The following is a 24,370-nucleotide window of genomic DNA, read 5'->3' as shown; positions in this document are numbered from 1 at the left end:
ATAAGAAAGGTACAAAGGTTTGTTTGCCTCTGGGAATGGTTTACAGAAGAGGCGTAAGGACGCAGAGGTTTTATATTCCAGCGGAATATTTCATCGGCCGGATGTGAAAATTAGCCTTATTTTTTCTGTTAATTAGGTTTTAACAGTTTTTATAATTTATTTTGTCGGAATTAACAAATACCCTAATTATGAGCCAATTTTACCCTTTGAATTCTGTAAAAATCAGCAGAATATTATTTTTGTTTTTAGCAATTATCGGGATGAGTTTATCGTCTTGCAGCAGCGACGATGCCCCGCAGGCACCTCCTGTAACTGTTCCAACTACAGGAAGTGTTTCCGGATTTGTACAGGCAGAAGGCGTAGTGGTTAACGGAGCCGTAGTAACTTTAAAACAAGACGGACAAACTGATAAAACCGTAACAACAGGAGCAGACGGAATATTTAAATTCACGACTATCCCAACAGGAAAAATCAGCCTTGTGGCTGCTTATGCAAATTATATCACTAAAACTACTCCGGCCGTAGTATCAGGAGGCCAGGATCTTCAGGTAACGATAAACATATCTGCAGACGAATCGAAAGTGACAGCAATTCCTGATGCTGCTTTTGAGAAAAAACTAATCGATATGGGGCTTGATTCAGGACCAATAAACGGAAGTGTGCCAACCTATAAAATCAGTTCAGTTAAAAATTTAAGTCTTAATGACTCAGGAATAGCAGATGTAACAGGACTTCAGGATTTTACAGCTTTAGAATCATTCTCATGTTCAAATTTATATGGCAGCTCTGTTATAAAACTAAAATCTATTGACATTTCAAAAAACACAGCGCTTAAAAGCCTAAATTTAGCTACGAATGAAATTACCACTCTGGATATTTCAAAAAATCTGGCACTGGAATCAATCGATATCAGCGGAAATTCTATCAGCACTTTAGATGTTACAAAGCATACAAACCTTAAAATGTTGTCTTGCGGCGATAATAAAATTACAACACTTGATCTTTCAAATAATGCAGCATTGCAAGATTTGTACGTAAGCCAATTGGCACTTACAAGTATTGATGTTTCTAAGAACCCGGCACTGCGATATTTTTATATAAATGCTGTTGGATTGAATACAATCGATGTTTCAAAAAATCCGGCTTTAGAAGTTTTATACTGTATCGAAAATAACTTTCAAACTATTGATGTTTCAAACAATAGTATTTTAAGAGTTCTTAATATTGATAAAAACAAGCTGACTTCTTTGGATTTGACGAAAAATGCTGCTCTTACAACTGTTTCTTGTGGAAGAAATGAAATTACATCAATCGATGTTACTAAATGTTCAGAATTAACAACACTGGTATGCAATAATAATTTGCTGTTAAATTTAGATGTAAGCCAAAATACAAAATTACTTAATTTAAGCTGTGCTTATAATGTTCTTGGAACTTTGGATTGCTCTAAAAACCCGCTTTTGGCAACAAAGGATGGTTATTATTTAATTTGCAATAACAATGTTTTGACAAAACTAAATCTTAAATCAGGTAATAATAAAAACTTCAAAGGAGGTAACTTTTTAAACAATACTTCAATGCTTCAAATTGCAGTAGATGATGTTGCCTATTCAAATGAAAAATGGAAAGATCATAAAGATCCTGCCGCAACTTTTGTAAGTTCATTCTAAAAAATCCAAAAGAATTTATTTCTTTAACAATAAAAGCTGCAGTAATTATTTCTTGCAGCTTTTTTTATTGTGAAACAATTATGCAGAGGTTTTATTTATAAAATAAAAGTACCTTCTAAAACAATTACGGCTTCCCCCAGTATGTAGACCTTATCTTGTACAAGCTCTGTAATCATGGTTCCGGTTCTTAAGGAAGATTGAAAAGCATTTAATTTTGTTTTGTTTAGCTTTAAAGCCCAATATTTAGTCAAAAATGTTTGAATTCCTCCTGTTACAGGATCTTCATCAGTGCCTGCCCACGGCCAAAAATAGCGATAATGAAAATCAAAATTTTCGTTGTTAGAAACAGCAGTAACCAAAACTCCGTTTATTCCGGTATGTGAATTTAGTAAGGCAGTAAAATCTGGTTTTAAATTTGCCAGATCATCGGCGCTTTCAATTTCAATTAAAATTATTTTATTGTTTGGACTGTACTTTTTTTCTATAATTTCAGAAATTCCAAGCGCATCCAGCAATTTTTGAGGAACTTCGGTTTCTTCAAGATCGTAAACCGGAAATTGCATTTTGATTTTATCTGTTTCTTTTTCAATAAACAACTCAACATCATTGCAATTAATAAATTTAATACTGTCAAATAAAGTTGTACTGAAAAGAATTTTAGACGAAGCCAGTGTCGCATGACCGCATAATGGAATTTCAGTTTTTGGACTAAAAAACCGGATGCTGTATGTATTATCTTTTATTTGTTTAATAAATGCAGTTTCAGAAAAGCCAATTTCTGCCGCAATATGCTGCATACTTTCTGCATCTAATTCTATGTCAGGAAGACAGACTGCGGCGGGATTTCCTTTAAATTTTTCGTTTGTAAAAGAGTCAACAAAATACGTTTTCATTTTTGATTTAGGAGAATTAAATATATAATAGAAACCTACTCAAATATAATACATTATCCTAATTATTAAGCATACGATCCAGTTCGCTGTCTTTATTTCGTAAATCCAATCCGCCTTCGTAGACTGATTTAAGATTCGTTAGATAAAAATGCCAGCCGTTTGAACACGCCAGCCTAAAATTTTCTTTAGAATAATCGTCTGTCGGGATATCATGCTGCCGAAGTTCCAGAATTGTGTAATCGCTTGTTTCTTTTAGTTTTACATCGACCAGACAGCTTCCTTCAAAAGTAAACTGAAGATGATCTTTTCCGTTAACAGAAGTAATTTTTCCCAGCATTGGTTCATCATACAAATACCAAAACCATTTGTATGTATTGCCATCTGCGGCGTTTTGGTTTTTGTTCAGTTCCTCATCGGTATTAAAGAAAGACGCTTTTTCAAGAAACCAATTTTCTAACCCATTTGCTGTTGTCCAGGCATTATAAATGTCCGAAAGTTTAGCTTTAACGGCTATTTTTTTTGTGAAAGAAGTCCAGTCGAAGTTTTCCATAATTACAGTTGTTTAGTTTCGGTTTTTGCCGCAAAGGCTCGAAGACGCTAAGTTTTTATTACCCTCAATCTTGTCATCTCGACGAAGGAGACCCGGGCATATTTTTAATAAAGTTAAAAAAAATCTACATTTTAAAGTTGTTATTGTGTTTTAAATCAAATGTATAAACAGTCAGTTGTAAACGACCGATTGTTTACAATCACTTAAAATTCATCCATTGTTTATACTTTTGTTTCAAATAAAAAATAGAATTAAATATCTACTAAATTTTTAAAAACTATGACTGCAAATACCCTTTCAAAAGAAGAAGAAATCAGATTAATTAGATTTTTTAACGAAACCGTAGAACCAAAAGTAATAGCCAAAGCTATACGGCAACTAAATTATACATTGGCTCTAAGTGTAATGAGAGAAAATGAAACACTTTTAAATAAGATGGATAAACTTGAAGACAGCTTTTACTGGCTCAATGAACTGGCCGAAATTTTAAATCCTTATCTGGAGACTGAATAGTTTTTTGTAAGAAAAAAAAGTCGTATATTGCCCAATTATTTTGAATATTACAATGGTTACTGCAAATTTTTATTTAACAAATAGTTCTTTGATGTGTTTAGTATGCACATTATTGTATTTGCATGACGATACTTTCTTAAAAAGCTCAAAAGAGTTTATTCATTTTGCCCTGTCACAACTCTAGACAGGGAATCCCTTTTTATTAGTTCCAAATTTATTTTAAATCTTCAATTTTCATTCAGGATATGATATCACTGAATAAGATAGAACTGCGCGATATTCAGTGAAGAGTTGTATATCATACCCAATGAAAATGAAGGCAAAACAAGAAAGTCATGTCACAAAATATAATATTAACAACAGGAACCTACGATTTAATTAAAGATCATATACGAAGAAAAAAAGTAACACCGCAAGAGGAAGAATTACTGCTGAGTCAGTTAAAAAATGCTTCTCAGGTACTGAGAAAAAACCTTCCGGAAGACATCGTTTCGATAAACCGAAGAGTAACATATAAAGACCACGTAAAAAACGAAGAAAAAACAATTGTTCTCGTTGGTCCGGATAAAGTAAAAGTGAGCAAAAATAAGATTTCGGTTCTTTCAGACGAAGGAATTGCAATGATAGGGTACAAAGAAGGTGACCTTATCGAATGGCCTGCCAAAAAAGGCAATCTGAAACTCGAAATTTTAAAAGTAGCAGAGATGGCGTAACGATTTCGGCTTTGTGATTTATAATATAAAAACATCCCAAAAAGAATTTTCTTTGCGGGATGTTTTTTTGTTGATAAAGACCTGAAAAATAATAAGATAATTGCTTCAAAATATCGTTCATCGAAAGATTAAAATAAGTATATTCGTTCTTCTCAATTAACCATAACCAATTAATAATGAGTATGAAACAAGCCACAAACATCAACGAGGTAATACAGTACCTGGATGAAATAATAGCAAAATCAATAGATGATAAAAGTAATCTGGGTTTATTTGCCACGCTGTACCGCGAAGTTACGGTAAGGGTAAAAGAAGGTATTCTGGCGGGTTCTTTCCAGAATGGGGAACGAATGGAAAAGCTGGATGTTATTTTTGCCAATCGGTACATAAAAGCCTATTATGAATATCAGGCCAAAGAAAAAACATCTGAATGCTGGGAATTTGCCTTTAAACAAGCCGAAAGATTCTGGCCGATAGTCCTGCAGCATTTACTCCTTGGTATGAATGCACACATTAATCTCGATCTGGGGATAGCCTCGGCAGAAGTAAGCACAGTTGAAGATATCGAAGATTTAAAACATGATTTTGACCAGATCAATGTTATTCTGAGCAGTTTGGTAGGCGGCGTCGAAAAATGTCTTGTAAAAATCTGGCCTACGCTGGCGTGGATATTAAAATGTACAGGCAAAATAGACACTTTTTGTATTGATTTCAGTATGGAAACGGCAAGAAACGGCGCCTGGAAATTCGCCACCGAATTTGTAGCGGTTCCGCAAAACGAAAGGGAAGCTTCCATTGAGCAGAGAGATAAAAAAATAGCAGAAATAGGACGATTGGTTTCAAACCCGGGTTATTTGATGAGTGCCGTTTTCAAATTCATCCGTATATTCGAAAGAGGAACCATAGCCGACAAGATAAGGGATATGCAAATAGCCGAACAAAATAATACTGCATGTATGGCTGCGGCGTGATTTTGTAGAAGAGATGTGTTGACAGAAGGGACTATTCGTTTACGATTTAGTTCTCATCGCTTTAATTAGTTCCTTATTACGTTTGTCGGCTCTTGAATTCTGTAAAGAAATTACAGCCCAGATTGCAGCCGGAATCCAGCCAATTAAAGTTATCTGCAGAATTAGACAAATAATTGAAGTTAAGATTCTTCCTCTCAAAAAGAAAGAAGCAAAGGGAAAGAAAATTGCAATCAGCGTCATAATATTTTTGGTTTGTTTTTCTGTAAATATAAACAAAAGCTGCAGGATTTTTTGCAGCTTTTGTTTTTTGATGAATTGTATTGTGACCCACTGCTGCGGGCATGGATTGAAATCAATTAATGCAAATGAAATAAACAAGCATTTATAGTATATTTGAAGTTGATGAAAATGACAAAACCATTGTTATAATGAAAAACAGCCAAATAAAATTTTACAAAAAAGACTTTTTTATATTGTTGATTTTGTGTTTGTTGTTTTCTCAAAGTTATTCCCAAAATAAAAAGTCTGCAGATTGTTGGGAAGCCAACACATCTTACAACGATACTAATTTCAAAGAAAACTATTATAACTTGATTTTTCAGAAGGATTCTATGAACCTATCGATAAATCATAAATACCAATATAAGTTTAAAATTTACAGAGATAAAAAATCAAGATACTTTTATTTAGATAATGATAAAATGATTCTTCAAGAATTGGATATTGATAAAAATAAATATCTTTTCGTTAAGTATAGCAAGAAAAGAGAGGTACAAGTTAATGAGATTACAATGGTAAGATTTGCCAAATGCTTGTAATTTGTTCTATTGTAGTATTTTATTATTGTATATCATTTTTGAATCTAATTTTTGATTATTATGACCAGAACCGAAAAAATACTTGGTATTGTTTTTTGTTTGACACTAGTGTTTTTTATATTTTTTTCAAATAGAGATGAAAGCGAAAAGAGTGAAATAATTAATAAAAATAAATTTTCTACAATAGCCAAAGTTTATAAAATAGAATCAGGGAAAAATTACACTTATGCTCATTTCTTTTTTTCTTCAATAAAAGAAAATATTACTCTAGTGAGTTTATTACGAATGATATGAGAAAAAATATAAATAGATATTATAAAGTTGATTTATCAAGTGTTGAACCCAGATATTCTAAAATACATTTAGATCAAGAAATTATAGATTCGACAGAAATTATTAAAGCCGGTTTTGAATAAATCACGTCGCTAATGATAGCGTCTCGCTCGTTCCAGTTTTTTAAATTTTCTTTTGTACCAAAACATGTTCCAGTTATGTCTTAAACCGCCCAATTCCCAGTTAACATCAAATTTGTGGTTTTCGTTTCGATAGGGAGGATGTGTAATTTTGCAATGCAGCATTGATGGATTGTCCGCAACGACTGATAAAAAGTCAGGATCAAGTTCGCTTTTAAGAAAATACCGAATATCAAGTATTGTTAGTTTTTTTTCGGCTTTATAAACGTAAAGGTTTATATCGTAAACCGAATCGTAAATTTTTTCCAGATCGGCAATGGCTTCGTTGAAGCTTTTGGGTGTTTTCTTTTTGTTGGCTGTATTTCTGTTTCGGCGATGAACAAAAGCGTTTTCTCCTGCAATATCAGTTTCCGAAATATTCGACGTAATATACACAACATTTTTTGAAATCGTATTCCAACAATACGTATTTACCATTTCGAGTAAACTGTTTGTGAGGTTTTGTATTTCTTGTTCGATGTTGTTTTTCATTTTCTGATGTGAATATTTGTCAATGTTTAATTGTCCCAAATGTTTTAAGTTCAACTCTGCTTTTCTTTGAATAAAATTAAACTTTTTATCTAATCCAAAGTAAAGGCAAATTTCTTATAAAATCTTGTGCAATTCATCCAACAATTCCATTTCATCATTTGGCAGAAGCTGTACGGCTATTTCAAGTAAAAGCATGGCATCGATAGCGGTTTGAGATTCTTCATTTTGCAGCATGCTGATATTTGTTCTAATGAGAGAAAAAATCGTCTGCATTAATTCGTTGTAACATGTTATTGTTATATCCGTTTTAAGAGAATTATGATCTTTAAGATTTGGTTTAAGCTTTGTGAAATAATTTACATTGGCCGCAAATTTTAAAAGATCATTTATTGGTTGTTCCAGCTTTTCTTCCATTGCTTTGTATTTTAATTGAGTTTTACTTACATAAAGCAAATATAACAAAATTCGACTTATAAGTCGAATTTGTTTTAAAGATTGATGAGGTTACTTCATTTTCTTTGTTTTATGAAGACGATTGATAAATTAGAAGCAGAAATAGTCGATAGAATTTATAAGCTTTTCCTTGAAAAATACACAGGAAACAAGAGTGCTTTTGCAAAAGCAAGTAATTGTACTGAGACCACTGTACGAAGAGTTTTAAGAAAAGAGCAAGGTATCACTATAAATCTTCTCATTAGAATGGCAAAAGCGCTTGATACAACTTCAAGTGAACTTTTGAAGGATTTGTATATTAAAGACGAGGAATAAATTTTGCTCTGCAAAGTATCCTGATTTCGTGCAATTAATAAAGTTGTTGAGCTTTACGAACGTTTGGTTCAGGCTGAAAAAGATAAGAATGAATATTTAGAGAAATTTCTGGGAGGGAAGTAAGTTTCTTTTTTGATATATAAGAAATGCGCAAAAGGTTTTTGGATGGCTTTTGCGCATTTTTTTTGTTTAGCGGGCTATTGTGTGAGTTAAATGTTTTCCATTATCTGTTGAATGAAGCGTTGAATTCTTCTTAATTCGGCTAAATCATCTTCTTTCATCTCTTCTGGACTAAAATGCATTACTTCATTTCTAACTTTGTTTACGTCTGTTAGCATTTTTCGAAGTAAAACGCGGTCTATTTTGAGATCGATTTTTTTAAACAAATCTTCATTTTCAAATATTCTAACATAGTGTCCAAAAGTCAAATCTGATAAATGTTTTATTTCTTTTTCGATTTTTGTCAGATCTAAAACTTTATTAATGTCCTCATAAGTTAATTTATCATTCAATATAATTCTTATTGAATTTTCTATTTGCTCAATCAGAAGGAATGGTTCAGAAAGAATTAAAAATTGCTGACCAATATCAGTCGCAGTTACTATACCAGATATTTCGTTTTTAATATCTCTAACTAATATAACTTCTTTTTCGAGTACTATTTTTATTGCTTTGAATAAAGGTTCGTCGTAATTGATAATTTCAATTGGTTCAAAACAATCGGCGACTGTTTTACATTCTTTACCAAGAGCTAGAGCTCTACCAATGCTTTTCCAACTTACTAGTCCATACACATCTTTTTTACTCGATAATATTGGTATTTGGGAAAAATTATGATATAGCATAAGAGAAACAACTTCTTGTATTGGCATTTCTTTTCGAACAGTAACAAGTTTGAATTCATTAGTTTCAGAATCATTCAGATCAGAAGATTTGATAATGCTAACTCGAGGAATTGCATCAGAGTACTTAGGTTTTTTGATCTCAGAATTAATACCTATGGTTGGTTTTAGTTTTATTTCTACATGATGATATGCATTTGCACTTGCATAGGTGGGTTCCATGATTAGTTCATATTTTTCAAGCCACAAATTTACAGTATAGATTACCCTTGGGCCTCTGCGTGAAACCCCGTATAGTTGTGTTATTGTAGCGGTTGGAATTCTTTTTGATTGCTTGTCTTTTTTTATTTCTAAAAAAAATGCTTCTAATTTGTTCATTTTTGATCGCGATGTTTTACTTGTATAGTAATCTTATTTGAATGTTTTAAAAATTCCTTTGTTGATAATTTCTTTTTTTTGAAAGTAATTTCTTTTACAGTAAGACATTCTTTCATGGTTATTTTTTGAAGATAGTTTTTATTTGGATTGCATTCACGAGCTATACGCTCTAGCCAGTGGGATGATATCCATTAAGTTTGTAAAGCTGGTACAGAAAAAAATTATATTACTGATTGATCTAAGTAAGAAATAACTGTTTTTGCATCCTCAAAATAATCTTTAACGTCATTGAAAGTAATTCCAGGATTTCCTCCATGTGCAAATTGATTCCTAGCATTATTTAAAGATGATATTGATAATTTTATTCGATCTTTGTTAGAATCACATTTCAATAAGTTTTTAAATGTTTCATTCCAATTACTGTCGAATCTACATAATGATTTATGAATATTATCAATACTTGGATTTATAGAGCTTTCTCTAAATGTTATATCTATATAATTTCTTATTTGTTGATTTTGGTTCTGGCTACAAAAATCAGATATTATAATTTTAAAACATTGCTCTAAAGTACCACATGTTTTAATTATGGAATATTTACTTAGAAATGGAACAGCAGGATTTGTACTTGTTAAGACTTCTATAATTTTTTCAATTCTTTCTAAATCATTTTCACATTCATCTATTAAATCTTGGGCAGTTTGATTATTCATAATTTACACCGTATAATATTCTACATGCCAAATTTATTCTCCCATTAATATGCTCAATATTTGTTGTTCTTGATGAAGTGTAAACTTTATATTCAGTATTTGATAATAATTCTTTATGTTTAATCTCTGCATTCTCCAACTTAATTTTTAAATTCTTAATATTTATGACGAAATTAGTGGCTATAGATATTGAATCAAAAATGGTTGGATGAAATCTTGTCAGGTAAGAGTTTTCGGAATTTATATTTTTAAAAGCATTTACTCCAAAATTTTCAAATACAAATTCCATTGTTGTTTGAAATTCTTTTCTTTTATTTTCGATGAAAGATTTACTATTATTTTGTTTTTTGCCCATAAAATTATTTAAAAAAAGTTTTAATGAAATTTGACCATCACTTTTTGATTTGATTTCGTTATCCGAAAGAGCAAAGAATCTTAATATAAATTCTAAATCATTCATTCTGGCATCTTCATTTTGTCCAAATAAATCTCTCCAGAATTCATTTTTGTTTAATGTAAATAGTAAAGAGTTTAAATTACCTTGATAAACACAATTCCTTATCTCTTGTGGTTTTAATATTTTTCCACTTGTATTGATTCTCTCAAAAATTTGAAAAAGACTTGAATCACTTTCTTTTGGATGCTTTTGTTCAAAAATTATTGCATGTATTGTTGTCTGTCTAATTTTTTTTTGATCAAATTCATTTAATTCATTAAAGGCTTTTCCTCTCCATCGTTGATTAATTTTTTCATTATTAGTAAGTTTGAATGTTTTATTATCTTTTGAGAAAACACCTTTTTTTACATAATCGTAAACGGTCATAATTCTTTGATATCCATCAATAATTAGTTTGTTACCTTCTGGTGTATTTGCTAAGAAAATTGAAGGTATTGGAAGACCGAGTAGAATTGACTCAATAAATCTACTTGCTTCTGCTTTTTCCCATACATACTTTCGTTGTAGTTCGGGCTTTAAAAGTTCATCATCATCGTACATACTAATTAACTCTCTAAATGACATATCGGCTCCCCATGAAGTAATATTAAATAAATCGTCATTAGCATAATCTTGTTCAATTGAATCAACTTGTTCAATATTTGATAATTCTAAATCGTCTTCCATAAATTGCTAAATAATATTTATATTTCTTTTTGTTATTTTTACGAGTAGTAAGATTTATTAATTGTTATTATATATATCTTATCAGTTTGTACGGATCTCTTCTTATCGACAATCGGAAATCTATTTAAATTATCGTTATTGTTTGATTCTATAGTAACCCGTTAGCGCGGATTTGCAATCCGTGCCCGTAAAGATTGGCTAAAAAGTATGGTTTGTTTGATAAACTTACTTTTTTCATATCTTCCAATAATCTTTCCCATTGATCCTCTCCCCAAACATATGCCCTTTGAAAAAATGGAATTTCTAAAATTCTATTTCCATTAAAAATTTCATTGATTCTTTTTCCTCCATCTATTTTATATTTTAATATTCTTCAAAATCGTAAGCAATTCAGGAATTTTACTAACCTGCGATTCCGTCCAGAAATAATGTGAATTATCTCTAGCACCATTATCTTTAGTATAGATTGACATTCTTCTTGAACTTTTTTGAATAGAAAAATGAAATGTTATTTCTCTTGCATTAAAAATATAGGTGGTTGATTGTTTCTTTTCAGTTTTATCTTTAATGTTAGGAATAACATATTGTTCAATAAATAATATGAATTGGTCAACTTCATTTAAATCAATCCATGAAGATTTAAAATAATTATCTGCTAATGCCATATCCATCTGCAATGCTTTTATTTTATTATTTGATTTTAAATCAATTGCTTCAATGGGATAAAAAGATAATACTTCTTTTAATCCAGATATAAATTCAGCTTTTACATTCCAATCTCTATTTACTTGAACCATCATTGTATTGTCAATAAATAGTCTGGTTTCAGAATTATTTTGAGAATAGTTCTTCGATACTATTAATAGAAATAAAAACGTAATTAATATTTTATTGAATTTCATAATTGGTTTATTTTTCTTTTAATACTACCAAAACTAATTTCTTTAGCATCAATTAGATTACGGAAAACCATAATTTCTTAAACAAGCTAATTTTACAGTTCGACAAACTTCATTTTTATTTTTAACAAACAACCAAGTAAAAACACCTGATTTTAAAAATATTTGGAAAAAATGTTAATGAAATCAACGTCACAAGAAAACTCCAAAACTCAAAATCACACAAAATCCCACCCCAAAAAACACAAAAAATCAACAAGTAGAATTTTCCACAAAAATTTTGTAATTTTGCAGTCCAAATAAAGGAAAAAGAAAATGTTAGATAGACTTCAGTATGTAAAGCAGCGTTTTGATGAGATTTCGGATTTGATTATTCAGCCGGATGTTATTTCTGATCAAAAGCGTTATAAACAGCTCAATCAGGAATATAAAAGTATTAAGGCTCTGGTTGAAAAGAGAGAAGAATACATTGTAGTTTTGGCAAATATCGATGAGGCTAACGAAATTATTGCTGACGGCAGTGATGCCGAAATGGTAGAAATGGCCAAAATGCAGTTGGATGAAGCCAAAGAGCGTCTGCCGGAATTAGAGGAAGAAATCAAATTTATGCTGATTCCTAAAGATCCTGAAGATGCTAAAAACGTAATGGTGGAGATTCGTGCCGGAACGGGAGGGGATGAAGCAAGTATCTTTGCAGGAGATTTATTCAGAATGTATACTAAATATTGCGAAACACAGGGATGGAGAACATCTGTTGTGGATATGAACGAAGGTACTTCGGGAGGTTTCAAAGAGGTTATTTTTGAAGTAACCGGAGAGGATGTGTACGGAACATTGAAGTTTGAAGCGGGTGTTCACCGTGTACAGCGTGTACCGCAAACAGAAACTCAGGGACGTGTACATACATCTGCAGCAACCGTAATGGTATTGCCGGAAGCAGAAGAGTTTGACGTTCAGGTGGATATGAACGACGTTCGTGTGGATTTCTTCTGTTCATCAGGACCAGGAGGACAGTCGGTAAATACTACGAAATCGGCAGTACGTTTAACGCACATTCCAACCGGATTAGTAGCGCAGTGTCAGGACGAAAAATCACAGCACAAGAATAAAGATAAAGCTTTAATGGTATTGCGTTCTCGTTTGTACGAAATGGAATTAGCCAAAAAGCAGGAAGAAGATGCGAAAAAACGAAGCTCTCAGGTAAGTTCCGGAGACCGTTCGGCTAAAATTCGTACCTACAACTACGCTCAAGGCCGTGTAACGGATCACCGTGTAGGTTTAACGCTTTACGATTTAGGAAACATCATGAATGGCGATATTCAGAAAATTGTATCTGAACTTCAGCTGGTTAACAACATGGAGAAATTGAAAGAAGCATCGGAGGTTTACTAAGGTAAGGTTCTGAGTTTTTCTCTTAGAAATATTATTATAAGAAAGTCGAACTTTTAGTTCGGCTTTTTTTGTGGAAAAAATAAAAAAAACTTAGCATCTTAAAAACCTCAAAGCATTAGCACCTCAGATTAAGATTTTTCTTAAACCCTTAAGAACAAAAAGGCATCTGATAAAATATAAAAATTCTGTCCGTAATACCTTCGAAACTTTTTGGTTTTGGAACATAAATAAGTCCAAAGATTACATGAAGTTTTGATGAAGTAAGATTTCTAATATTTTTTCTGTAAAACATAGTAAATTAATGAATTATGCTGTTTTTGACTTAGCAAAAACTTAACCTTGATATCTGTTCGTAAAATTTTTTTTTGATTTTTTTTGTTTGATATTTACCTGCCTTCGTACTAAAAGGCATGTGCTAATCAACCAACCAAAACCTAAAAACTATGAAGAAAATTTTACTAGTCTGCTGCTTCTTTGGAAGCTTTTTTTGTGTCAGGAGCCAGTCCTATTTCGGATTCAGGGATGATAATTATGCCGGGATTCAGGGTGCTTTGTTTAACCCGTCGGTTATTGTAGATTCGAAGTATAAGGCAGATGTTACCATTTCGTCAATAAGCGCAACGGGACAGAACAATCTTTACGGCGTTAATATAATGGATGCTTTGCGAAGCGGTTATGATTTTGATACCAATGCTAATAAGCATATTAAAACAAATAACAGCGGAAATTTGAATTTTGATATTCTTGGTCCTTCCTTCATGATGAATATTACTCCGGCGCACAGTATAGCAGTTTTCAGCCGTGTACGAAGTGTTACGAATCTGGTAAATGTAAACGGTGAACTGATTGATGAGATAAATAAGGATATTGATGCTTCGAACTCTTTTTTAATAACAGGAGGAAGTCCAAATGGGGTTACGAATTCCTGGGCTGAGATTGGGGCAAGTTATGCCGCAGTTTTATTAGACCGCGATGAGCATTTTATAAAAGGCGGTATTACCGTAAAGTATTTAATGGCGGGTGTAAATGGGTACATCAGCGGGAATAATTTAAGTGTTGCTTTTAACAGAAATAATCTTGATCCGGCTTTGAGCAGCTATACTTCGACGGGAACTTTAAAAACGGCTGCGAGTTACGATTACGAAAACGGAAAAGATCCTGAGTTCGATGCAGCGTCTGCTGGCGTGGGAGTAGATCTGGGTTTTACGTATGAATATCGCACGAACTGTCATACTTGTATAGGAAACCGTTATAAATTTAAAGCTTCCGCCTCTGTAACAGATATTGGAAAACTCAATTATAAAAACCTAACGGAAAACACCTATGATCTAACGGGAAATGTTACTCAGGATGATATTGACAATGCGGGTGATTTATTTGAATTCTTCGATAAAAACTACACTAAAATCGCATCCAGAAAAGGAGTGCAGGCGAATCTTCCAACAGCTTTTCACACTGCTTTTGACTGGAATATCGATAACAAATTTTACCTGAACTTGAGCGGTGATTTTAGTTTAATCGATGCTGAAAAAATCAACGGAACTGCGATTGCTAATTCGGTTACTTTTTCGCCACGATACGAAACCAGACAGTTTAGCTTTTTTGTTCCGGTTACCTGGATGGAGTACAGCGGTACGCAGATTGGAGCGGGGTTTAGGGCTGGTCCGTTGTTTATTGGTTCAGGAACACTTATTTCAAATTTTGTTTCGAATAATTCAAAAGGCGCAAATGTGTATGTGGGACTAAAACTGCCTATTTATCAGAATTATAACTAGGAGGCTCAGAGTTACTGAGTTTCTGAGGTTTTTAGTGACAGAGGGACAAAGTTACAAAGAGGTAAATAAGTTTAACCGTCAGGATAGTAAAGGTTTACGTAAATATCGCAAAGGATTTTTTCGTATTTTTGTTATGACAATATTGCGGCTAAAAACTCAGAACTTTAGTTCCTTAGCGACTCAGAGCCTTAGCGCCTAAAAAGAAAAAGAGACTTTTCTACTTTAAAGTAAAAAAGTCTCTTTTTTAGTTGAAGATTCTGATTGTAAAACTTAGAAGTTTAGTAATTCAGTACAACAACTTATATTTATAGTGATGTATTAACCGTTTAATCGTTTGTTTCTAAACGTATAATAAGGTTAGATACCTAGAAATACTCTTGTGTATTCAAAACATTTATATAGGTTAGAGTACATGTATACACCGTTTTTTAATACTATTTGGCTTAACTTTTCCATAATGAATAAAATTTTAGTTAGACAAATTACTCTTATGATGGTTCATATTGTGATGATTCTTCATCCTCTTCTTCTGAAGATTCGTGAGGTTTCGAAACCAGATTGGTTACTATAAGCTGTACAATCGAGCCCAGAATGCCTTTAAACATCGAGTCGCCTTTTCCAACTATAAATCGTTTGGCAAAATACCCAATGGCAATACTAATGGCAGATTGTGCAAGATGACTTTTAAAACCAACCGTTTCATTGATTTCTTCTACCGTATTTCGAATCAGGTTAATAGGTTTTAGATTTTCTTTAAGATCGTCGATATGGTCTTTTATAGCGCACCATTCTGCGTCCTGACGGTTTTCCAAAAGTTTTATTCTCTGATTTAATTCATCAATAGTATAAATAGGCTCCATAATAGTCTTTTTTAGTTATTAATTTATTTTTAAATCAGTTTTACTTTTTTTCCTTTAAGATGCTCGAAATAATCGAATTACCAATAGGAGTTTTGATTAGTTTATGATGAGATTTGTGTATTATAATGGCAACTAATAAATAGAAGAGCGCCATTATAAAAAATCCAAAATAATATTCCCCCAGTTCTTTCCCAATCCATAAGCTTAAACCAATATTAAGGAATAAGGTAAAAAATGCAACAACAACGCCAACTGCGATCTTTGATGCCAATGATGATACACCATCGGCCACTGAACATACAGTTTTAAGTTTTAATAGTTCTAAACTTGTTTTTGCGTAGTTTTCAGCTTTTTCATAAAGATTTAAATTCTCGTTTGTTGTTGCATTTGGTTCCATGATATTGGTATTTATGGTTTGAAAAAATCACTTAGTATTTAGTAGTTCGATTTTACAGTTTTAGCTTCGTCTTTCACTGGGTTGAAATCATCTTTTACCTGATTGAATTTTGCTTTTCCTTCTTCGATGATTTCTTTACCGTTTGAAGTGATTGTGTTTACAATACCATCAAATTTAGTTTTGATATTATCTCCGTAATCTTTAGATTTATCTTTGATTTTTTTTCTTGTGTTAGAACCTTTGTCCGGAGCAAATAAAACTCCTAATAATGCTCCTGCTGCAGCAGCGGCTGCTATTCCTAAAATTGTGCTAGATGCTTTCATAATATTTGATTTTTAATAGATTAATATATTTATTTAATGTTGATTAATTTTTAAATCTCCCGTCCTTTAATAAGTCTCAGCAGTATGGCAATAATGGCAATTACCAATAGTATATGAATTATACTTCCGAAACTGTAAACAAAGAAACCAAGAGCCCACAGAATCACCAGGATTACTGCGATTGTGTATAATAAGTTTGACATGGTTTTTTATTTAGTGGTTTGTAACTCAGTTTTAATTTAACTTATACGAAAGGTATAATGTTAAGTTGCTGTTCTTTGCGTCAGGAGCAGTATATGTAACTCCTCCAACAGTTCTTTCTTTTCCAACGGTAGTAAGACCATAGTTGTAACGTAATCCAATGCTTATAGGGTTAAAGTCAACTCCTACACCGGCTGCGATACCAGCATCAAATTTGTTTAAATCATCTCTGTCAATTTCCTGATCAAACTCTATATCACCGTCTCCTGTTACTTTAGAGCTTACCAGGTAAGAAGCGTAACCACCGGCATGAACGTTGAAGTTTTTAGTAATGTTAACTCTTACTAAAAGAGGAACTTCGATATAATTTAATTTGAATTTAGTCGACCCGCTTGCAAGAAAATTGTCGTATTCAAATTCAGCACCCTTTGTTGTAAATAAGATCTCTGGCTGAATGGCAACAAAATCAGAAACAGGTAATGTTGCATATACACCGGCATTAAAACCGTATAATATATTATTGTCATCTACTTCCTCACCGCTTCCGTACAGGTTAGACATATTGAATCCTCCTTTTACACCAAACTCGGTATTTACATTATTGTCCTGAGCGTGCAGCATTCCGAATGAAGCTGAAATAAAAAGGGTTAAGGCGCATAAAAAATTGGCTTGCATTTTCATAGTTAAATAATTTAGTTAATGTTTGAATAGGCTTTTAATTAATTCCTTTCTTTAATTTTTTGTTCGACCTCCCGTAAGAGATCGTACTGTTCAGGCAAATATTCCAATACTAATTTTAAAATCGCTTTATCGTTGGTTTCTTTCGAAACAGTTTCAAGTAAATCAATCTGCTCTTCTAGACATTTTTTCATCGCATTTAAATACACTTTATTAAAATCTGAAGAATTTTTTGCGGTAACCAGATCGTAAGTATCTCTTCTGTGTGTTGCATTTATTTCTGAAATAATCAGCAGCTTTTTGTTTGCCAGTTCGGTCACTTCCTGCAGCAGACGGGTTTGATGCTTTTCGATTTTGTTGCCTAAAATCACTATTGAATTTTCTGAACTTTTTTGTTGTGCAATCTGACTTTTAGAAATAATGGTTTTTCCAACATTTGCCGTTGCAATAAAAAAGAAAGCTTCGACTTCTTCTTTTTCATTTTTAGTGAAAGTTTCATTTTTCTTAAGCGCATTTTCTATCGAATTGGATTTTCTGCATGATGCTGCTAAAATCATTATCAATAAAAAAAGAGCTTTAAAAAAAGCCGCTTTCAGTACGGGTTTTGCTTTCATTATTACTTCTTAAAGTATTACATTACAAAGATGCTAACGAATAAAGCGTTTTACCTTACAGCATAAAAAAGAAACGTTATATAATTCCCATAAAGAATTTATATAACGTTTAATTGTAGTGTTTTAAGGGGTTTCGGCGATTAGTCCGGCAGGAAAATAGTAAAAACAGATCCTTCGTTTTGTTTACTGTCGGCTGTAATATAGCCTCTGTGGTTGTCTACGATTTTCTTACAAATTGCAAGACCAATTCCGGTGCCCGGATAATCTGTTTTAGAATGCAGACGCTGGAACAATATAAAGATGGTTTCTTTAAACTGAGGATCAAATCCCATTCCGTTATCTATAAAAGTAATTTTATAGTACTTTTTAATATTTTGATCCAGTTCAGGATATTCGGCGGCGAGTATTTTTGAACAGTCAATTTTAATTTCGGGTGCCGCATCCGGGCGACTGTACTTTAATGAGTTTCCAATAAGATTGATAAATAACTGTTCAATCTGATACGGAATAACGGCCAGTTTAGGAAGTTTAGATGTTGTAATAACCGCATTTTTTTCCTCAATTACTTCTGTTAGTTCCGATTCGGCATTTAGCAGTAATTCATTTAAGTTCGATTTTATAAACTCTTTCTTAGTGGTATTGGTTCTCGAAAATAAAAGAAGATCATCAATAAGAACACGCATTCTTTTGGCCGAAACTTCTATTTTGGCAATATAATCTCTGGCACTTTGAGACATTACAGCTTTATCTGCATCTGAAACTCTTGAAATAAAAGTCTGGATTTTTCGTAAAGGTTCCTGTAAATCGTGACTCGCAACGTGGTTGAAAGATGCCAGTTCTTTATTGCTTTTTTCTAGTTCTTTATTACGTTCCTGCAGCTCTATATTAAGAAGATGCTCATCTGTAATATCAAAATTAATACCCAGAAGGATTTTGCTTCCCTGCTGGTCAGTGAGTAATTTTCCTGTCGATTTAAAATAACGTACTTCATGACTTGGAAGCAGTGTTTTATAATACACAAAAGGAACCTGCCTGTTCTCGATAATACCATCGATAGAACGCGCCACATTTTCTTTGTCATCAGGGTGAACAAAACTTAGGAGGGTTTCTTTTATAGGAACAAAAGCTCCTGGTTCGTGTCCTAATAAACGAAACTGATTGTCTGAAAAGTCAATTTTGTTAGCATCCAGATCCCACTGCCAGGTACTGAATTTTCCAATCACTTCAGATTCGGCAATTAAGCCGTTTGAAATAAGAAGTTTTTTATTGAAAACTTTCAGTCTTTGGAAATCTTTACTGATTTGTCTGTAAGCCAGCAAAATGAAAAATAAGGCAACTAAAAATAAAGAAATAGAGAATAACGGACTTAATGAGATTTCGGCATCATAAATTTTAAGTCGGTTTTTAAGGTAGGTTTTCTCGATGTCATTCATTTCGTCTACTTTAAAACGAATGTTTTCCATCAGGATTCGTCCCCCAAACATATGATTGTCGAGTTTTCGTTTATCATATGTTTTGGGATCGCTGTATTTTAAGCAGTTTTCAAAAGAAACAAAACGCTGGATGATGAGCTTGAATAACTTTCGAAGGTTTTCCTGCTGCTGCGGATTATCTGCAGTTAATTTTTTTAAGGTTATAAATGAAGTGTTTACCTTATCGCGCGAATATATGTACGGTGTAAGGAAACGGGCATTTCGGGTAATAATATACCCGCGCTGTCCCGTTTCGGCATCTTTTATGGCCGACATTAATCGTTCTAACTGAATGTTTATTTCATAAGTATGCATAACCAGTTTGCTCGATTCGTTCAAGTCCTGATTATGCTTATAGGCAATAGATGAAATAAATAACAGAATGAAAACTGCGATTACAAAAATAACTCTCAAAGAGTTTGAAGAATTAAAATTTGGTATCCATTTCATTGGTATACTTTATTTTAGTCGCAGCAAGAAATTATCACGATTTAACCCTGAGGTATGATAGTGCCAGTTTACGGTCACGACTTCATTAATTATTTTTTTAAGCGTGTTGAAATCGCTTGGCTTTTTAATATAAATATTGGCGCCCTGAATAAATGTATCTTCAATATCTTCTTCAGAAGATGAAGTAGAGTAAATGGCGATAATTATATCTTTAAGATGTTCTGTTTTCTTAATTTCGATCAAACATTCTTTTCCTGTTTTTTTCGGCATATTTAAATCCAGAAATAAAATATCAGGAAGTTTGGTGTCAGGGTTCAGAAGGTAATCCATTAGCTGCATTCCGTCGTGAACAAATTCTACGTTGGTTTGTATTTTGATTTCTTCAAAAGCATCCTTAAAAAATAGACGATCATCTTCATCATCATCAGCCAGTAAAATAAATAATGCGTTTTTTTGCATTTTGAATGTGGTATTTGATTTTTATTTTAAATTTTCTCTTCGTTTCTTAATTATTCTCTGAAATGCCGACGGGGTGATTCCGGTCGTATTTTTAAACTGAGTGCTTAAATGTGCCACACTCGAATAATTTAATAAGAAAGCTATTTCAGTCAGACTCATTTCGTTTATGATGATTAACTGTTTTGCTCTTTCAATTTTTTGTAAAATAATGAAGTTTTCGATAGACGAATAGGTCACTTCCGAAAAAACATTGGATAAATAACCATAACTGTGATTTAGTTTTTCGGCCAGAAAAACAGAACTTTTGTAATTGTTGCTGTCTTCCATAAAAACCAATTCGATAATGGCATCTTTAATTTTTTGAACCAATACACTTTTTTGGTTTTCAACTACTTCAAACCCGCACGGCGCAAGATTGTTTTTTAAAGATTCGAGTGCATCAGCATCAAGATTGTCATCAATCTCTATCTCTCCAAAGCCCAGGGTGGTAAAATTTATATTTTGCTGCTCGAGATTTTGTTTAAGATAAAGTGAACAAATGGTATTAATGTCGAACTTTATAAATAGTTTCATTTTTGTAAAAAATTTGGTTAAAGATAAAAAAATTATTCGTGGTTATTGTGTTTAATCTTTTTTTAAGACCATTTTAAGTATCATAAAAATACTAAACTTTTCAAAAAAATACCGTCTAATACATTTATTACTAGACGGTATTTCCTGATTGAGTCAGAAGATTTTAGAGATCTGACAGCATTTGATGAAATTCTTCTTTTGTTTTTCCCAGTTTCTGCTGAAGCTTTCCGTACATTTCGTCTTCTTTACCTTCAGCAAACATTAAATCATCATCTGTCAGTTCAGCATATTTTTGCTTTAACTTTCCTTTTAACTCATTCCAGTTTCCTTTTATTTCTGTAGTATTCATAATTTCTGTGTTTTGTTTGTAATTAATAAGTAATGTAAAGTTCTATTTTAAAATTTGCTTTTTCTTTACATTAATTTTTTAAACCGCTGCATAATTCACATTTCATTACACTTGGTAACGGCGTAAAACCCACGCCATTTTTTCGTGTTCCTGCAATAATCCCGTAACAAAATCGGCAGAACCGGCATCGTTGGTTTCGTTTTCAAAAACCGGGATATAGTCTCTAAATTCGGTTACCAGCTGCTCATGATTTTCTAAAAGCTCTTCCAGCATGTGTTTTTGCGACGCATATTCTTTTGGAGATTCTTTTAGTGTCGAGTTTTCGATAAACTCCTTCATTGTGCCAATTGTTTTCTCGCCAAGCTGGCTGATTCTTTCGGCTACTTCATCTATTTGAGCTTCAAGTACTCTGTATTGGTCTTCAAACAATTTATGAAGTTCCATAAAACTGTTTCCCGAAATGTTCCAGTGAAACTTTCTGGTTTTTACATAAAGAGTCATTTCGTTAGATAAAATCGTGGCTAATATAGTGGAGCTTTTCTTAAGATTTGCAGTTGATATTCCGATATTTGGACTCATAATTGTTTGTTTTGTGGGTTTATATCAAAAGTAAAAAGTATGTTCTGAGCCTTTCTTACATAATTAATCAAAGATGTTACATGAATTCAATGTTTCCGTAACATTAATACACTTTTATTTATGTAGTTTTGCCGCAACTAAAAACTAAAAACCCAGATATATAGATGAAAAAACTATTACCCGTTTTATTTTTATTACTTATTTCTATTAAAGTACAAGCCCAATCGTATATTGGTTATTTTCATGACAATTATGCAGGAGTACAGAGTGTATTGTTTAACCCGGCTTCTATAGCAGATTCACGTTTTAAAACAGATATTAATTTGTTTTCCATCAGCGGTTCTGTTCAGAATGATTTATACGGCGTTAAACTATTTGACGTTTACAAAGACGGATACGATTTTGACACGCAGTCGAAAGTATCGCCTAAAAATGCCAACAACGGATTGGCGAATTTTGACATCATGGGGCCTTCTTTCATGTTCAACATTGCGCCAAAGCACACCATCGCTGTTTTTACAAGAGCGAGATCGGTTTCAAACATTGCTAAAATCAACGGTTATCTGATAGATCAGGTTAAAGATGGTTTAGATAAGTCTGATAATTTTCTTTACAATTTAGGAAACCCAAATGCTGCCTCTAATTCATGGGGTGAGTTAGGTGTTTCGTATGCTGCCGTTTTATACCAAAACAACGAGCACTTTTTAAAAGGAGGTTTAACTGCCAAATATTTACAAGGCGGTGTTAACGGTTATGTTCAGGGAAGAGATGTAAGCGTAAATTATGTGGAAAACACAGCCGATCCTAAAAACGGAACGCTGCAGTCAAGCGGTGAAATTACCGTAGGAGCAAGCCAGGACTGGGAAGTAAACGACGATTATAAATTCGATTCCGGTTCACGAGGCTTTGGTTTCGATTTTGGACTTGTATACGAATGGAGACCGGATTATGATTTATATGATCTGAGAAATGCAAGACCATCAGATAACAATTTCAGAGACTTAAACAAATACAAATTACGTTTTGGTTTATCGGTTACAGATATTGGATCTATCAACTACAGAAACTCTAAAGTAGACACTTACAATGTAAATGGTACTATTACCCAGGAGATGATTGACGATGCTGATGATTTATACGATTTCTTAAACGAACATTATACTAAAACCTCAAGTTCAAAAGGTGTAAAAGCAAACCTGCCGACAGCAATTCATGCCGATGTTGACTGGAATATGTACAACAAATTCTATCTAAACCTGAACGGAGATATCAGTATGGTTTCTAAAAGTAAATTAAACGCATACGGAATTGCTGACCGTGTTACTTTAACGCCTCGTTACGAAAGCAGATGGTTTAGTTTCTATGTACCGGTTACGTATATGCAATACAGCGGTATGCAGGCCGGAGCGGGTTTACGTGCTGGAGTTTTCTTCATAGGTTCTGGTTCTGTGCTTAGCAACTTGGCTTCGAAAGAATCAAAAGGAGCTGATTTTCATTTGGGTATGAAAATTCCGGTTTACCAAAAACAATTTAAAGATACAGACGGAGACGGTATAATTGACAAAGAAGATGCGTGCAGAAAAGTAGCAGGTCCTAAAGAAAACGGCGGATGCCCTTGGCCGGATACAGATAAAGACGGTGTTTTTGACAAAGACGATGCCTGTCCTGATACTAAAGGCCCAAAAGAAAATAAAGGATGTCCATGGACAGATACTGACGGAGATACCTTATTAGATAACGTTGATGCCTGCCCAACAGTTTTTGGTCCGGTAGAAAACAAAGGATGCCCATGGCCGGATACAGACGGAGACGGCGTTTTAGATAAAGATGATGCATGTCCAACCGCTGCAGGTCCTGTAGAAAACAAAGGTTGTCCAAACCTGGATGCTGACAAAGACGGCGTTCTGGATAAAGATGATGACTGCCCGTTAGTTCCTGGTCCTGCTGATAATAAAGGCTGTCCTAAAGTAACCAAAGAAACATTGGCACAACTAAAAGTAGAAGCAAAATCTATTTTCTTTTCAACTGGAAAAGCAACTTTAAACGATGCTACAAAAACAGCGACTTTAGGAAGACTTGATGCGATTAAAGAAATTCTTAAAAACTATCCAAATGCTAAATTTGCCGTTAACGGTCATACAGATAACGTAGGAAATGCAAAAGCAAACCAGAAATTATCTGAAGAAAGAGCCAAAATGGTAATGGATCTTTTGATAGAAAAAGGAGTTAATCCTGATAACCTGACTTCTAACGGATACGGAGCTTCTAAACCTGTAAAATCTAATAAAACAGCTGCAGGAAGAGCAGAAAACAGAAGAACAGAAATTGTGTATTTAGGTAATTTGTAAACCGCCGCAGAATATAAAACTAAAAAGCCATTCTTAATTGAGTGGCTTTTTTTATTTTTGCATACTTTTTAAAAAGAATCAATTCTTTGAAACAGAAGAACTAAA

Annotated in this window: 30 protein-coding genes and 1 pseudogene; 10 read left to right on the top strand and 21 right to left on the bottom strand. The window is 33.0% G+C overall.

Annotation, left to right across the window (positions count from 1 at the left end; translation table 11 throughout):
* The first annotated feature begins 188 nt into the window (after positions 1-188).
* Positions 189-1,670: a carboxypeptidase regulatory-like domain-containing protein gene (locus OZP11_RS07675; RefSeq protein WP_281234634.1), complete on the top strand. Its 1,482-nt coding sequence runs from the start codon at positions 189-191 to the stop codon at positions 1,668-1,670.
* A 95-nt stretch (positions 1,671-1,765) separates the two neighbouring features.
* On the opposite strand, the gene OZP11_RS07670 is transcribed toward OZP11_RS07675, so the two are convergent.
* Both OZP11_RS07670 and OZP11_RS07665 read right to left on the bottom strand, forming a co-directional pair.
* Positions 1,766-2,563 carry a PhzF family phenazine biosynthesis protein gene (locus OZP11_RS07670; protein ID WP_281234633.1) on the bottom strand — a complete coding sequence of 266 codons (798 nt, stop codon included), beginning with the start codon at positions 2,561-2,563 and terminating at the stop codon, positions 1,766-1,768.
* Between the two features lie 58 nt (positions 2,564-2,621).
* A complete protein-coding gene (locus tag OZP11_RS07665) occupies positions 2,622-3,113 on the bottom strand; it encodes an SRPBCC family protein (protein WP_281234632.1) in 492 nt (163 codons plus the stop codon).
* 279 nt (positions 3,114-3,392) lie between these two features.
* Here OZP11_RS07665 and OZP11_RS07660 point away from each other — a divergent pair, with 279 nt between their 5' ends.
* The 3 genes from OZP11_RS07660 (at position 3,393) to OZP11_RS07650 (ending at position 5,310) form a co-directional block, all read left to right on the top strand.
* Positions 3,393-3,626, top strand: a complete 234-nt coding sequence (locus OZP11_RS07660) for a hypothetical protein (RefSeq protein WP_281234631.1) — start codon at positions 3,393-3,395, stop codon at positions 3,624-3,626.
* A 335-nt stretch (positions 3,627-3,961) separates the two neighbouring features.
* On the top strand, positions 3,962-4,339 hold the full coding sequence (locus tag OZP11_RS07655; protein ID WP_281234630.1) for a GreA/GreB family elongation factor: 378 nt from the start codon (positions 3,962-3,964) through the stop codon (positions 4,337-4,339).
* A gap of 176 nt (positions 4,340-4,515) precedes the next feature.
* Positions 4,516-5,310 carry a DUF5995 family protein gene (locus tag OZP11_RS07650; RefSeq protein ID WP_281234629.1) on the top strand — a complete coding sequence of 265 codons (795 nt, stop codon included), beginning with the start codon at positions 4,516-4,518 and terminating at the stop codon, positions 5,308-5,310.
* A 39-nt stretch (positions 5,311-5,349) separates the two neighbouring features.
* Here the strand turns inward: OZP11_RS07650 and OZP11_RS07645 are convergent, their stop codons facing one another.
* Positions 5,350-5,550, bottom strand: a complete 201-nt coding sequence (locus tag OZP11_RS07645; protein ID WP_281234628.1) for a YqaE/Pmp3 family membrane protein — start codon at positions 5,548-5,550, stop codon at positions 5,350-5,352.
* A gap of 188 nt (positions 5,551-5,738) precedes the next feature.
* Between OZP11_RS07645 and OZP11_RS07640 the strand changes: the two genes are divergently transcribed.
* Complete coding sequence (locus OZP11_RS07640; RefSeq protein WP_281234627.1) at positions 5,739-6,128, top strand: hypothetical protein; 390 nt, start codon at positions 5,739-5,741, stop codon at positions 6,126-6,128.
* Between the two features lie 425 nt (positions 6,129-6,553).
* Here OZP11_RS07640 and OZP11_RS07635 read toward each other — a convergent pair whose 3' ends face one another.
* Together OZP11_RS07635 and OZP11_RS07630 are read right to left on the bottom strand one after the other, a co-directional pair.
* A complete protein-coding gene (locus tag OZP11_RS07635; protein ID WP_281234626.1) occupies positions 6,554-7,072 on the bottom strand; it encodes a hypothetical protein in 519 nt (172 codons plus the stop codon).
* A gap of 114 nt (positions 7,073-7,186) precedes the next feature.
* The gene (locus OZP11_RS07630) at positions 7,187-7,486 is read right to left on the bottom strand and encodes a hypothetical protein (protein ID WP_281234625.1); all 300 of its coding nucleotides are present in this window, start codon (positions 7,484-7,486) and stop codon (positions 7,187-7,189) included.
* A 111-nt stretch (positions 7,487-7,597) separates the two neighbouring features.
* On the opposite strand from OZP11_RS07630, the gene OZP11_RS07625 reads away from it, so the two are divergent.
* The gene (locus OZP11_RS07625; RefSeq protein WP_281234624.1) at positions 7,598-7,840 is read left to right on the top strand and encodes a helix-turn-helix domain-containing protein; all 243 of its coding nucleotides are present in this window, start codon (positions 7,598-7,600) and stop codon (positions 7,838-7,840) included.
* Between the two features lie 24 nt (positions 7,841-7,864).
* Positions 7,865-7,963: pseudogene (locus OZP11_RS07620) on the top strand (transcriptional regulator); the annotation flags it as partial.
* An 86-nt stretch (positions 7,964-8,049) separates the two neighbouring features.
* Here OZP11_RS07620 and OZP11_RS07615 read toward each other — a convergent pair.
* From OZP11_RS07615 to OZP11_RS07595, 5 genes are all read right to left on the bottom strand, one after another.
* The gene (locus OZP11_RS07615; protein WP_281234623.1) at positions 8,050-9,060 is read right to left on the bottom strand and encodes a CBS domain-containing anti-phage protein; all 1,011 of its coding nucleotides are present in this window, start codon (positions 9,058-9,060) and stop codon (positions 8,050-8,052) included.
* Positions 9,061-9,281: 221 nt separating this feature from the next.
* A complete protein-coding gene (locus tag OZP11_RS07610) occupies positions 9,282-9,773 on the bottom strand; it encodes a HEPN domain-containing protein (RefSeq protein ID WP_281234622.1) in 492 nt (163 codons plus the stop codon).
* A complete protein-coding gene (locus OZP11_RS07605) occupies positions 9,766-10,896 on the bottom strand; it encodes a DUF262 domain-containing protein (protein WP_281234621.1) in 1,131 nt (376 codons plus the stop codon). The genes OZP11_RS07610 and OZP11_RS07605 overlap by 8 nt, the downstream gene beginning before the upstream one ends.
* A 148-nt stretch (positions 10,897-11,044) precedes the next feature.
* A complete protein-coding gene (locus tag OZP11_RS07600) occupies positions 11,045-11,224 on the bottom strand; it encodes a GmrSD restriction endonuclease domain-containing protein (RefSeq protein ID WP_281235509.1) in 180 nt (59 codons plus the stop codon).
* Positions 11,225-11,252: 28 nt separating this feature from the next.
* Positions 11,253-11,798 carry a hypothetical protein gene (locus OZP11_RS07595; RefSeq protein ID WP_281234620.1) on the bottom strand — a complete coding sequence of 182 codons (546 nt, stop codon included), beginning with the start codon at positions 11,796-11,798 and terminating at the stop codon, positions 11,253-11,255.
* Between the two features lie 312 nt (positions 11,799-12,110).
* On the opposite strand from OZP11_RS07595, the gene prfA reads away from it, so the two are divergent.
* Positions 12,111-13,187 (top strand): peptide chain release factor 1, encoded by a 1,077-nt coding sequence (gene prfA, locus OZP11_RS07590; RefSeq protein ID WP_281234619.1) that lies wholly within the window; start codon positions 12,111-12,113, stop codon positions 13,185-13,187.
* Positions 13,188-13,630: 443 nt separating this feature from the next.
* Positions 13,631-14,962, top strand: a complete 1,332-nt coding sequence (locus OZP11_RS07585) for a DUF5723 family protein (RefSeq protein WP_281234618.1) — start codon at positions 13,631-13,633, stop codon at positions 14,960-14,962.
* A gap of 488 nt (positions 14,963-15,450) precedes the next feature.
* Here OZP11_RS07585 and OZP11_RS07580 read toward each other — a convergent pair whose 3' ends face one another.
* The 11 genes from OZP11_RS07580 to OZP11_RS07530 form a co-directional block, all read right to left on the bottom strand.
* Positions 15,451-15,822: a hypothetical protein gene (locus OZP11_RS07580; RefSeq protein WP_281234617.1), complete on the bottom strand. Its 372-nt coding sequence runs from the start codon at positions 15,820-15,822 to the stop codon at positions 15,451-15,453.
* A 40-nt stretch (positions 15,823-15,862) separates the two neighbouring features.
* A complete protein-coding gene (locus OZP11_RS07575; protein ID WP_281234616.1) occupies positions 15,863-16,219 on the bottom strand; it encodes a hypothetical protein in 357 nt (118 codons plus the stop codon).
* Between the two features lie 38 nt (positions 16,220-16,257).
* Positions 16,258-16,542 (bottom strand): YtxH domain-containing protein, encoded by a 285-nt coding sequence (locus OZP11_RS07570; RefSeq protein ID WP_281234615.1) that lies wholly within the window; start codon positions 16,540-16,542, stop codon positions 16,258-16,260.
* A 50-nt stretch (positions 16,543-16,592) separates the two neighbouring features.
* Entirely contained in the window at positions 16,593-16,745 is a 153-nt protein-coding gene (locus OZP11_RS07565; protein ID WP_143102046.1) for a lmo0937 family membrane protein, read from the bottom strand.
* A gap of 31 nt (positions 16,746-16,776) precedes the next feature.
* A complete protein-coding gene (locus OZP11_RS07560; protein ID WP_281234614.1) occupies positions 16,777-17,424 on the bottom strand; it encodes a porin family protein in 648 nt (215 codons plus the stop codon).
* Positions 17,425-17,462: 38 nt separating this feature from the next.
* Complete coding sequence (locus OZP11_RS07555) at positions 17,463-18,035, bottom strand: DUF4142 domain-containing protein (RefSeq protein ID WP_281234613.1); 573 nt, start codon at positions 18,033-18,035, stop codon at positions 17,463-17,465.
* 140 nt (positions 18,036-18,175) lie between these two features.
* Entirely contained in the window at positions 18,176-19,957 is a 1,782-nt protein-coding gene (locus OZP11_RS07550; protein WP_281234612.1) for a sensor histidine kinase, read from the bottom strand.
* A gap of 9 nt (positions 19,958-19,966) precedes the next feature.
* A complete protein-coding gene (locus OZP11_RS07545) occupies positions 19,967-20,416 on the bottom strand; it encodes a response regulator (RefSeq protein WP_281234611.1) in 450 nt (149 codons plus the stop codon).
* 21 nt (positions 20,417-20,437) lie between these two features.
* Positions 20,438-20,989, bottom strand: coding sequence for a helix-turn-helix domain-containing protein (locus OZP11_RS07540; protein ID WP_281234610.1), 552 nt, complete (start codon positions 20,987-20,989; stop codon positions 20,438-20,440).
* A 163-nt stretch (positions 20,990-21,152) separates the two neighbouring features.
* Positions 21,153-21,338 (bottom strand): CsbD family protein, encoded by a 186-nt coding sequence (locus OZP11_RS07535; protein WP_035648981.1) that lies wholly within the window; start codon positions 21,336-21,338, stop codon positions 21,153-21,155.
* Between the two features lie 105 nt (positions 21,339-21,443).
* On the bottom strand, positions 21,444-21,917 hold the full coding sequence (locus OZP11_RS07530; RefSeq protein WP_281234609.1) for a Dps family protein: 474 nt from the start codon (positions 21,915-21,917) through the stop codon (positions 21,444-21,446).
* A 164-nt stretch (positions 21,918-22,081) separates the two neighbouring features.
* On the opposite strand from OZP11_RS07530, the gene OZP11_RS07525 reads away from it, so the two are divergent.
* Positions 22,082-24,265 carry a DUF5723 family protein gene (locus OZP11_RS07525; protein ID WP_281234608.1) on the top strand — a complete coding sequence of 728 codons (2,184 nt, stop codon included), beginning with the start codon at positions 22,082-22,084 and terminating at the stop codon, positions 24,263-24,265.
* Positions 24,266-24,370: the final 105 nt, after the last annotated feature.

Origin of the sequence: Flavobacterium gelatinilyticum (assembly GCF_027111295.1) — a bacterium.
Taxonomy (GTDB): domain Bacteria; phylum Bacteroidota; class Bacteroidia; order Flavobacteriales; family Flavobacteriaceae; genus Flavobacterium; species Flavobacterium gelatinilyticum.
This window is presented reverse-complemented; position numbering and strand designations above follow the sequence as displayed.

Bases quoted from the DNA above. Each gene is read 5' to 3' on its own strand.
- OZP11_RS07675 (WP_281234634.1), top strand. From the start codon at position 189: ATGAGCCAATTTTACCCTTTGAATTCTGTAAAAATCAGCAGAATATTA.
- OZP11_RS07670 (WP_281234633.1), bottom strand. From the start codon at position 2,563: ATGAAAACGTATTTTGTTGACTCTTTTACAAACGAAAAATTTAAAGGA.
- OZP11_RS07665 (WP_281234632.1), bottom strand. From the start codon at position 3,113: ATGGAAAACTTCGACTGGACTTCTTTCACAAAAAAAATAGCCGTTAAA.
- OZP11_RS07660 (WP_281234631.1), top strand. From the start codon at position 3,393: ATGACTGCAAATACCCTTTCAAAAGAAGAAGAAATCAGATTAATTAGA.
- OZP11_RS07655 (WP_281234630.1), top strand. From the start codon at position 3,962: ATGTCACAAAATATAATATTAACAACAGGAACCTACGATTTAATTAAA.
- OZP11_RS07650 (WP_281234629.1), top strand. From the start codon at position 4,516: ATGAGTATGAAACAAGCCACAAACATCAACGAGGTAATACAGTACCTG.
- OZP11_RS07645 (WP_281234628.1), bottom strand. From the start codon at position 5,550: ATGACGCTGATTGCAATTTTCTTTCCCTTTGCTTCTTTCTTTTTGAGA.
- OZP11_RS07640 (WP_281234627.1), top strand. From the start codon at position 5,739: ATGAAAAACAGCCAAATAAAATTTTACAAAAAAGACTTTTTTATATTG.
- OZP11_RS07635 (WP_281234626.1), bottom strand. From the start codon at position 7,072: ATGAAAAACAACATCGAACAAGAAATACAAAACCTCACAAACAGTTTA.
- OZP11_RS07630 (WP_281234625.1), bottom strand. From the start codon at position 7,486: ATGGAAGAAAAGCTGGAACAACCAATAAATGATCTTTTAAAATTTGCG.
- OZP11_RS07625 (WP_281234624.1), top strand. From the start codon at position 7,598: ATGAAGACGATTGATAAATTAGAAGCAGAAATAGTCGATAGAATTTAT.
- OZP11_RS07615 (WP_281234623.1), bottom strand. From the start codon at position 9,060: ATGAACAAATTAGAAGCATTTTTTTTAGAAATAAAAAAAGACAAGCAA.
- OZP11_RS07610 (WP_281234622.1), bottom strand. From the start codon at position 9,773: ATGAATAATCAAACTGCCCAAGATTTAATAGATGAATGTGAAAATGAT.
- OZP11_RS07605 (WP_281234621.1), bottom strand. From the start codon at position 10,896: ATGGAAGACGATTTAGAATTATCAAATATTGAACAAGTTGATTCAATT.
- OZP11_RS07595 (WP_281234620.1), bottom strand. From the start codon at position 11,798: ATGAAATTCAATAAAATATTAATTACGTTTTTATTTCTATTAATAGTA.
- prfA (WP_281234619.1), top strand. From the start codon at position 12,111: ATGTTAGATAGACTTCAGTATGTAAAGCAGCGTTTTGATGAGATTTCG.
- OZP11_RS07585 (WP_281234618.1), top strand. From the start codon at position 13,631: ATGAAGAAAATTTTACTAGTCTGCTGCTTCTTTGGAAGCTTTTTTTGT.
- OZP11_RS07580 (WP_281234617.1), bottom strand. From the start codon at position 15,822: ATGGAGCCTATTTATACTATTGATGAATTAAATCAGAGAATAAAACTT.
- OZP11_RS07575 (WP_281234616.1), bottom strand. From the start codon at position 16,219: ATGGAACCAAATGCAACAACAAACGAGAATTTAAATCTTTATGAAAAA.
- OZP11_RS07570 (WP_281234615.1), bottom strand. From the start codon at position 16,542: ATGAAAGCATCTAGCACAATTTTAGGAATAGCAGCCGCTGCTGCAGCA.
- OZP11_RS07565 (WP_143102046.1), bottom strand. From the start codon at position 16,745: ATGTCAAACTTATTATACACAATCGCAGTAATCCTGGTGATTCTGTGG.
- OZP11_RS07560 (WP_281234614.1), bottom strand. From the start codon at position 17,424: ATGAAAATGCAAGCCAATTTTTTATGCGCCTTAACCCTTTTTATTTCA.
- OZP11_RS07555 (WP_281234613.1), bottom strand. From the start codon at position 18,035: ATGAAAGCAAAACCCGTACTGAAAGCGGCTTTTTTTAAAGCTCTTTTT.
- OZP11_RS07550 (WP_281234612.1), bottom strand. From the start codon at position 19,957: ATGAAATGGATACCAAATTTTAATTCTTCAAACTCTTTGAGAGTTATT.
- OZP11_RS07545 (WP_281234611.1), bottom strand. From the start codon at position 20,416: ATGCAAAAAAACGCATTATTTATTTTACTGGCTGATGATGATGAAGAT.
- OZP11_RS07540 (WP_281234610.1), bottom strand. From the start codon at position 20,989: ATGAAACTATTTATAAAGTTCGACATTAATACCATTTGTTCACTTTAT.
- OZP11_RS07535 (WP_035648981.1), bottom strand. From the start codon at position 21,338: ATGAATACTACAGAAATAAAAGGAAACTGGAATGAGTTAAAAGGAAAG.
- OZP11_RS07530 (WP_281234609.1), bottom strand. From the start codon at position 21,917: ATGAGTCCAAATATCGGAATATCAACTGCAAATCTTAAGAAAAGCTCC.
- OZP11_RS07525 (WP_281234608.1), top strand. From the start codon at position 22,082: ATGAAAAAACTATTACCCGTTTTATTTTTATTACTTATTTCTATTAAA.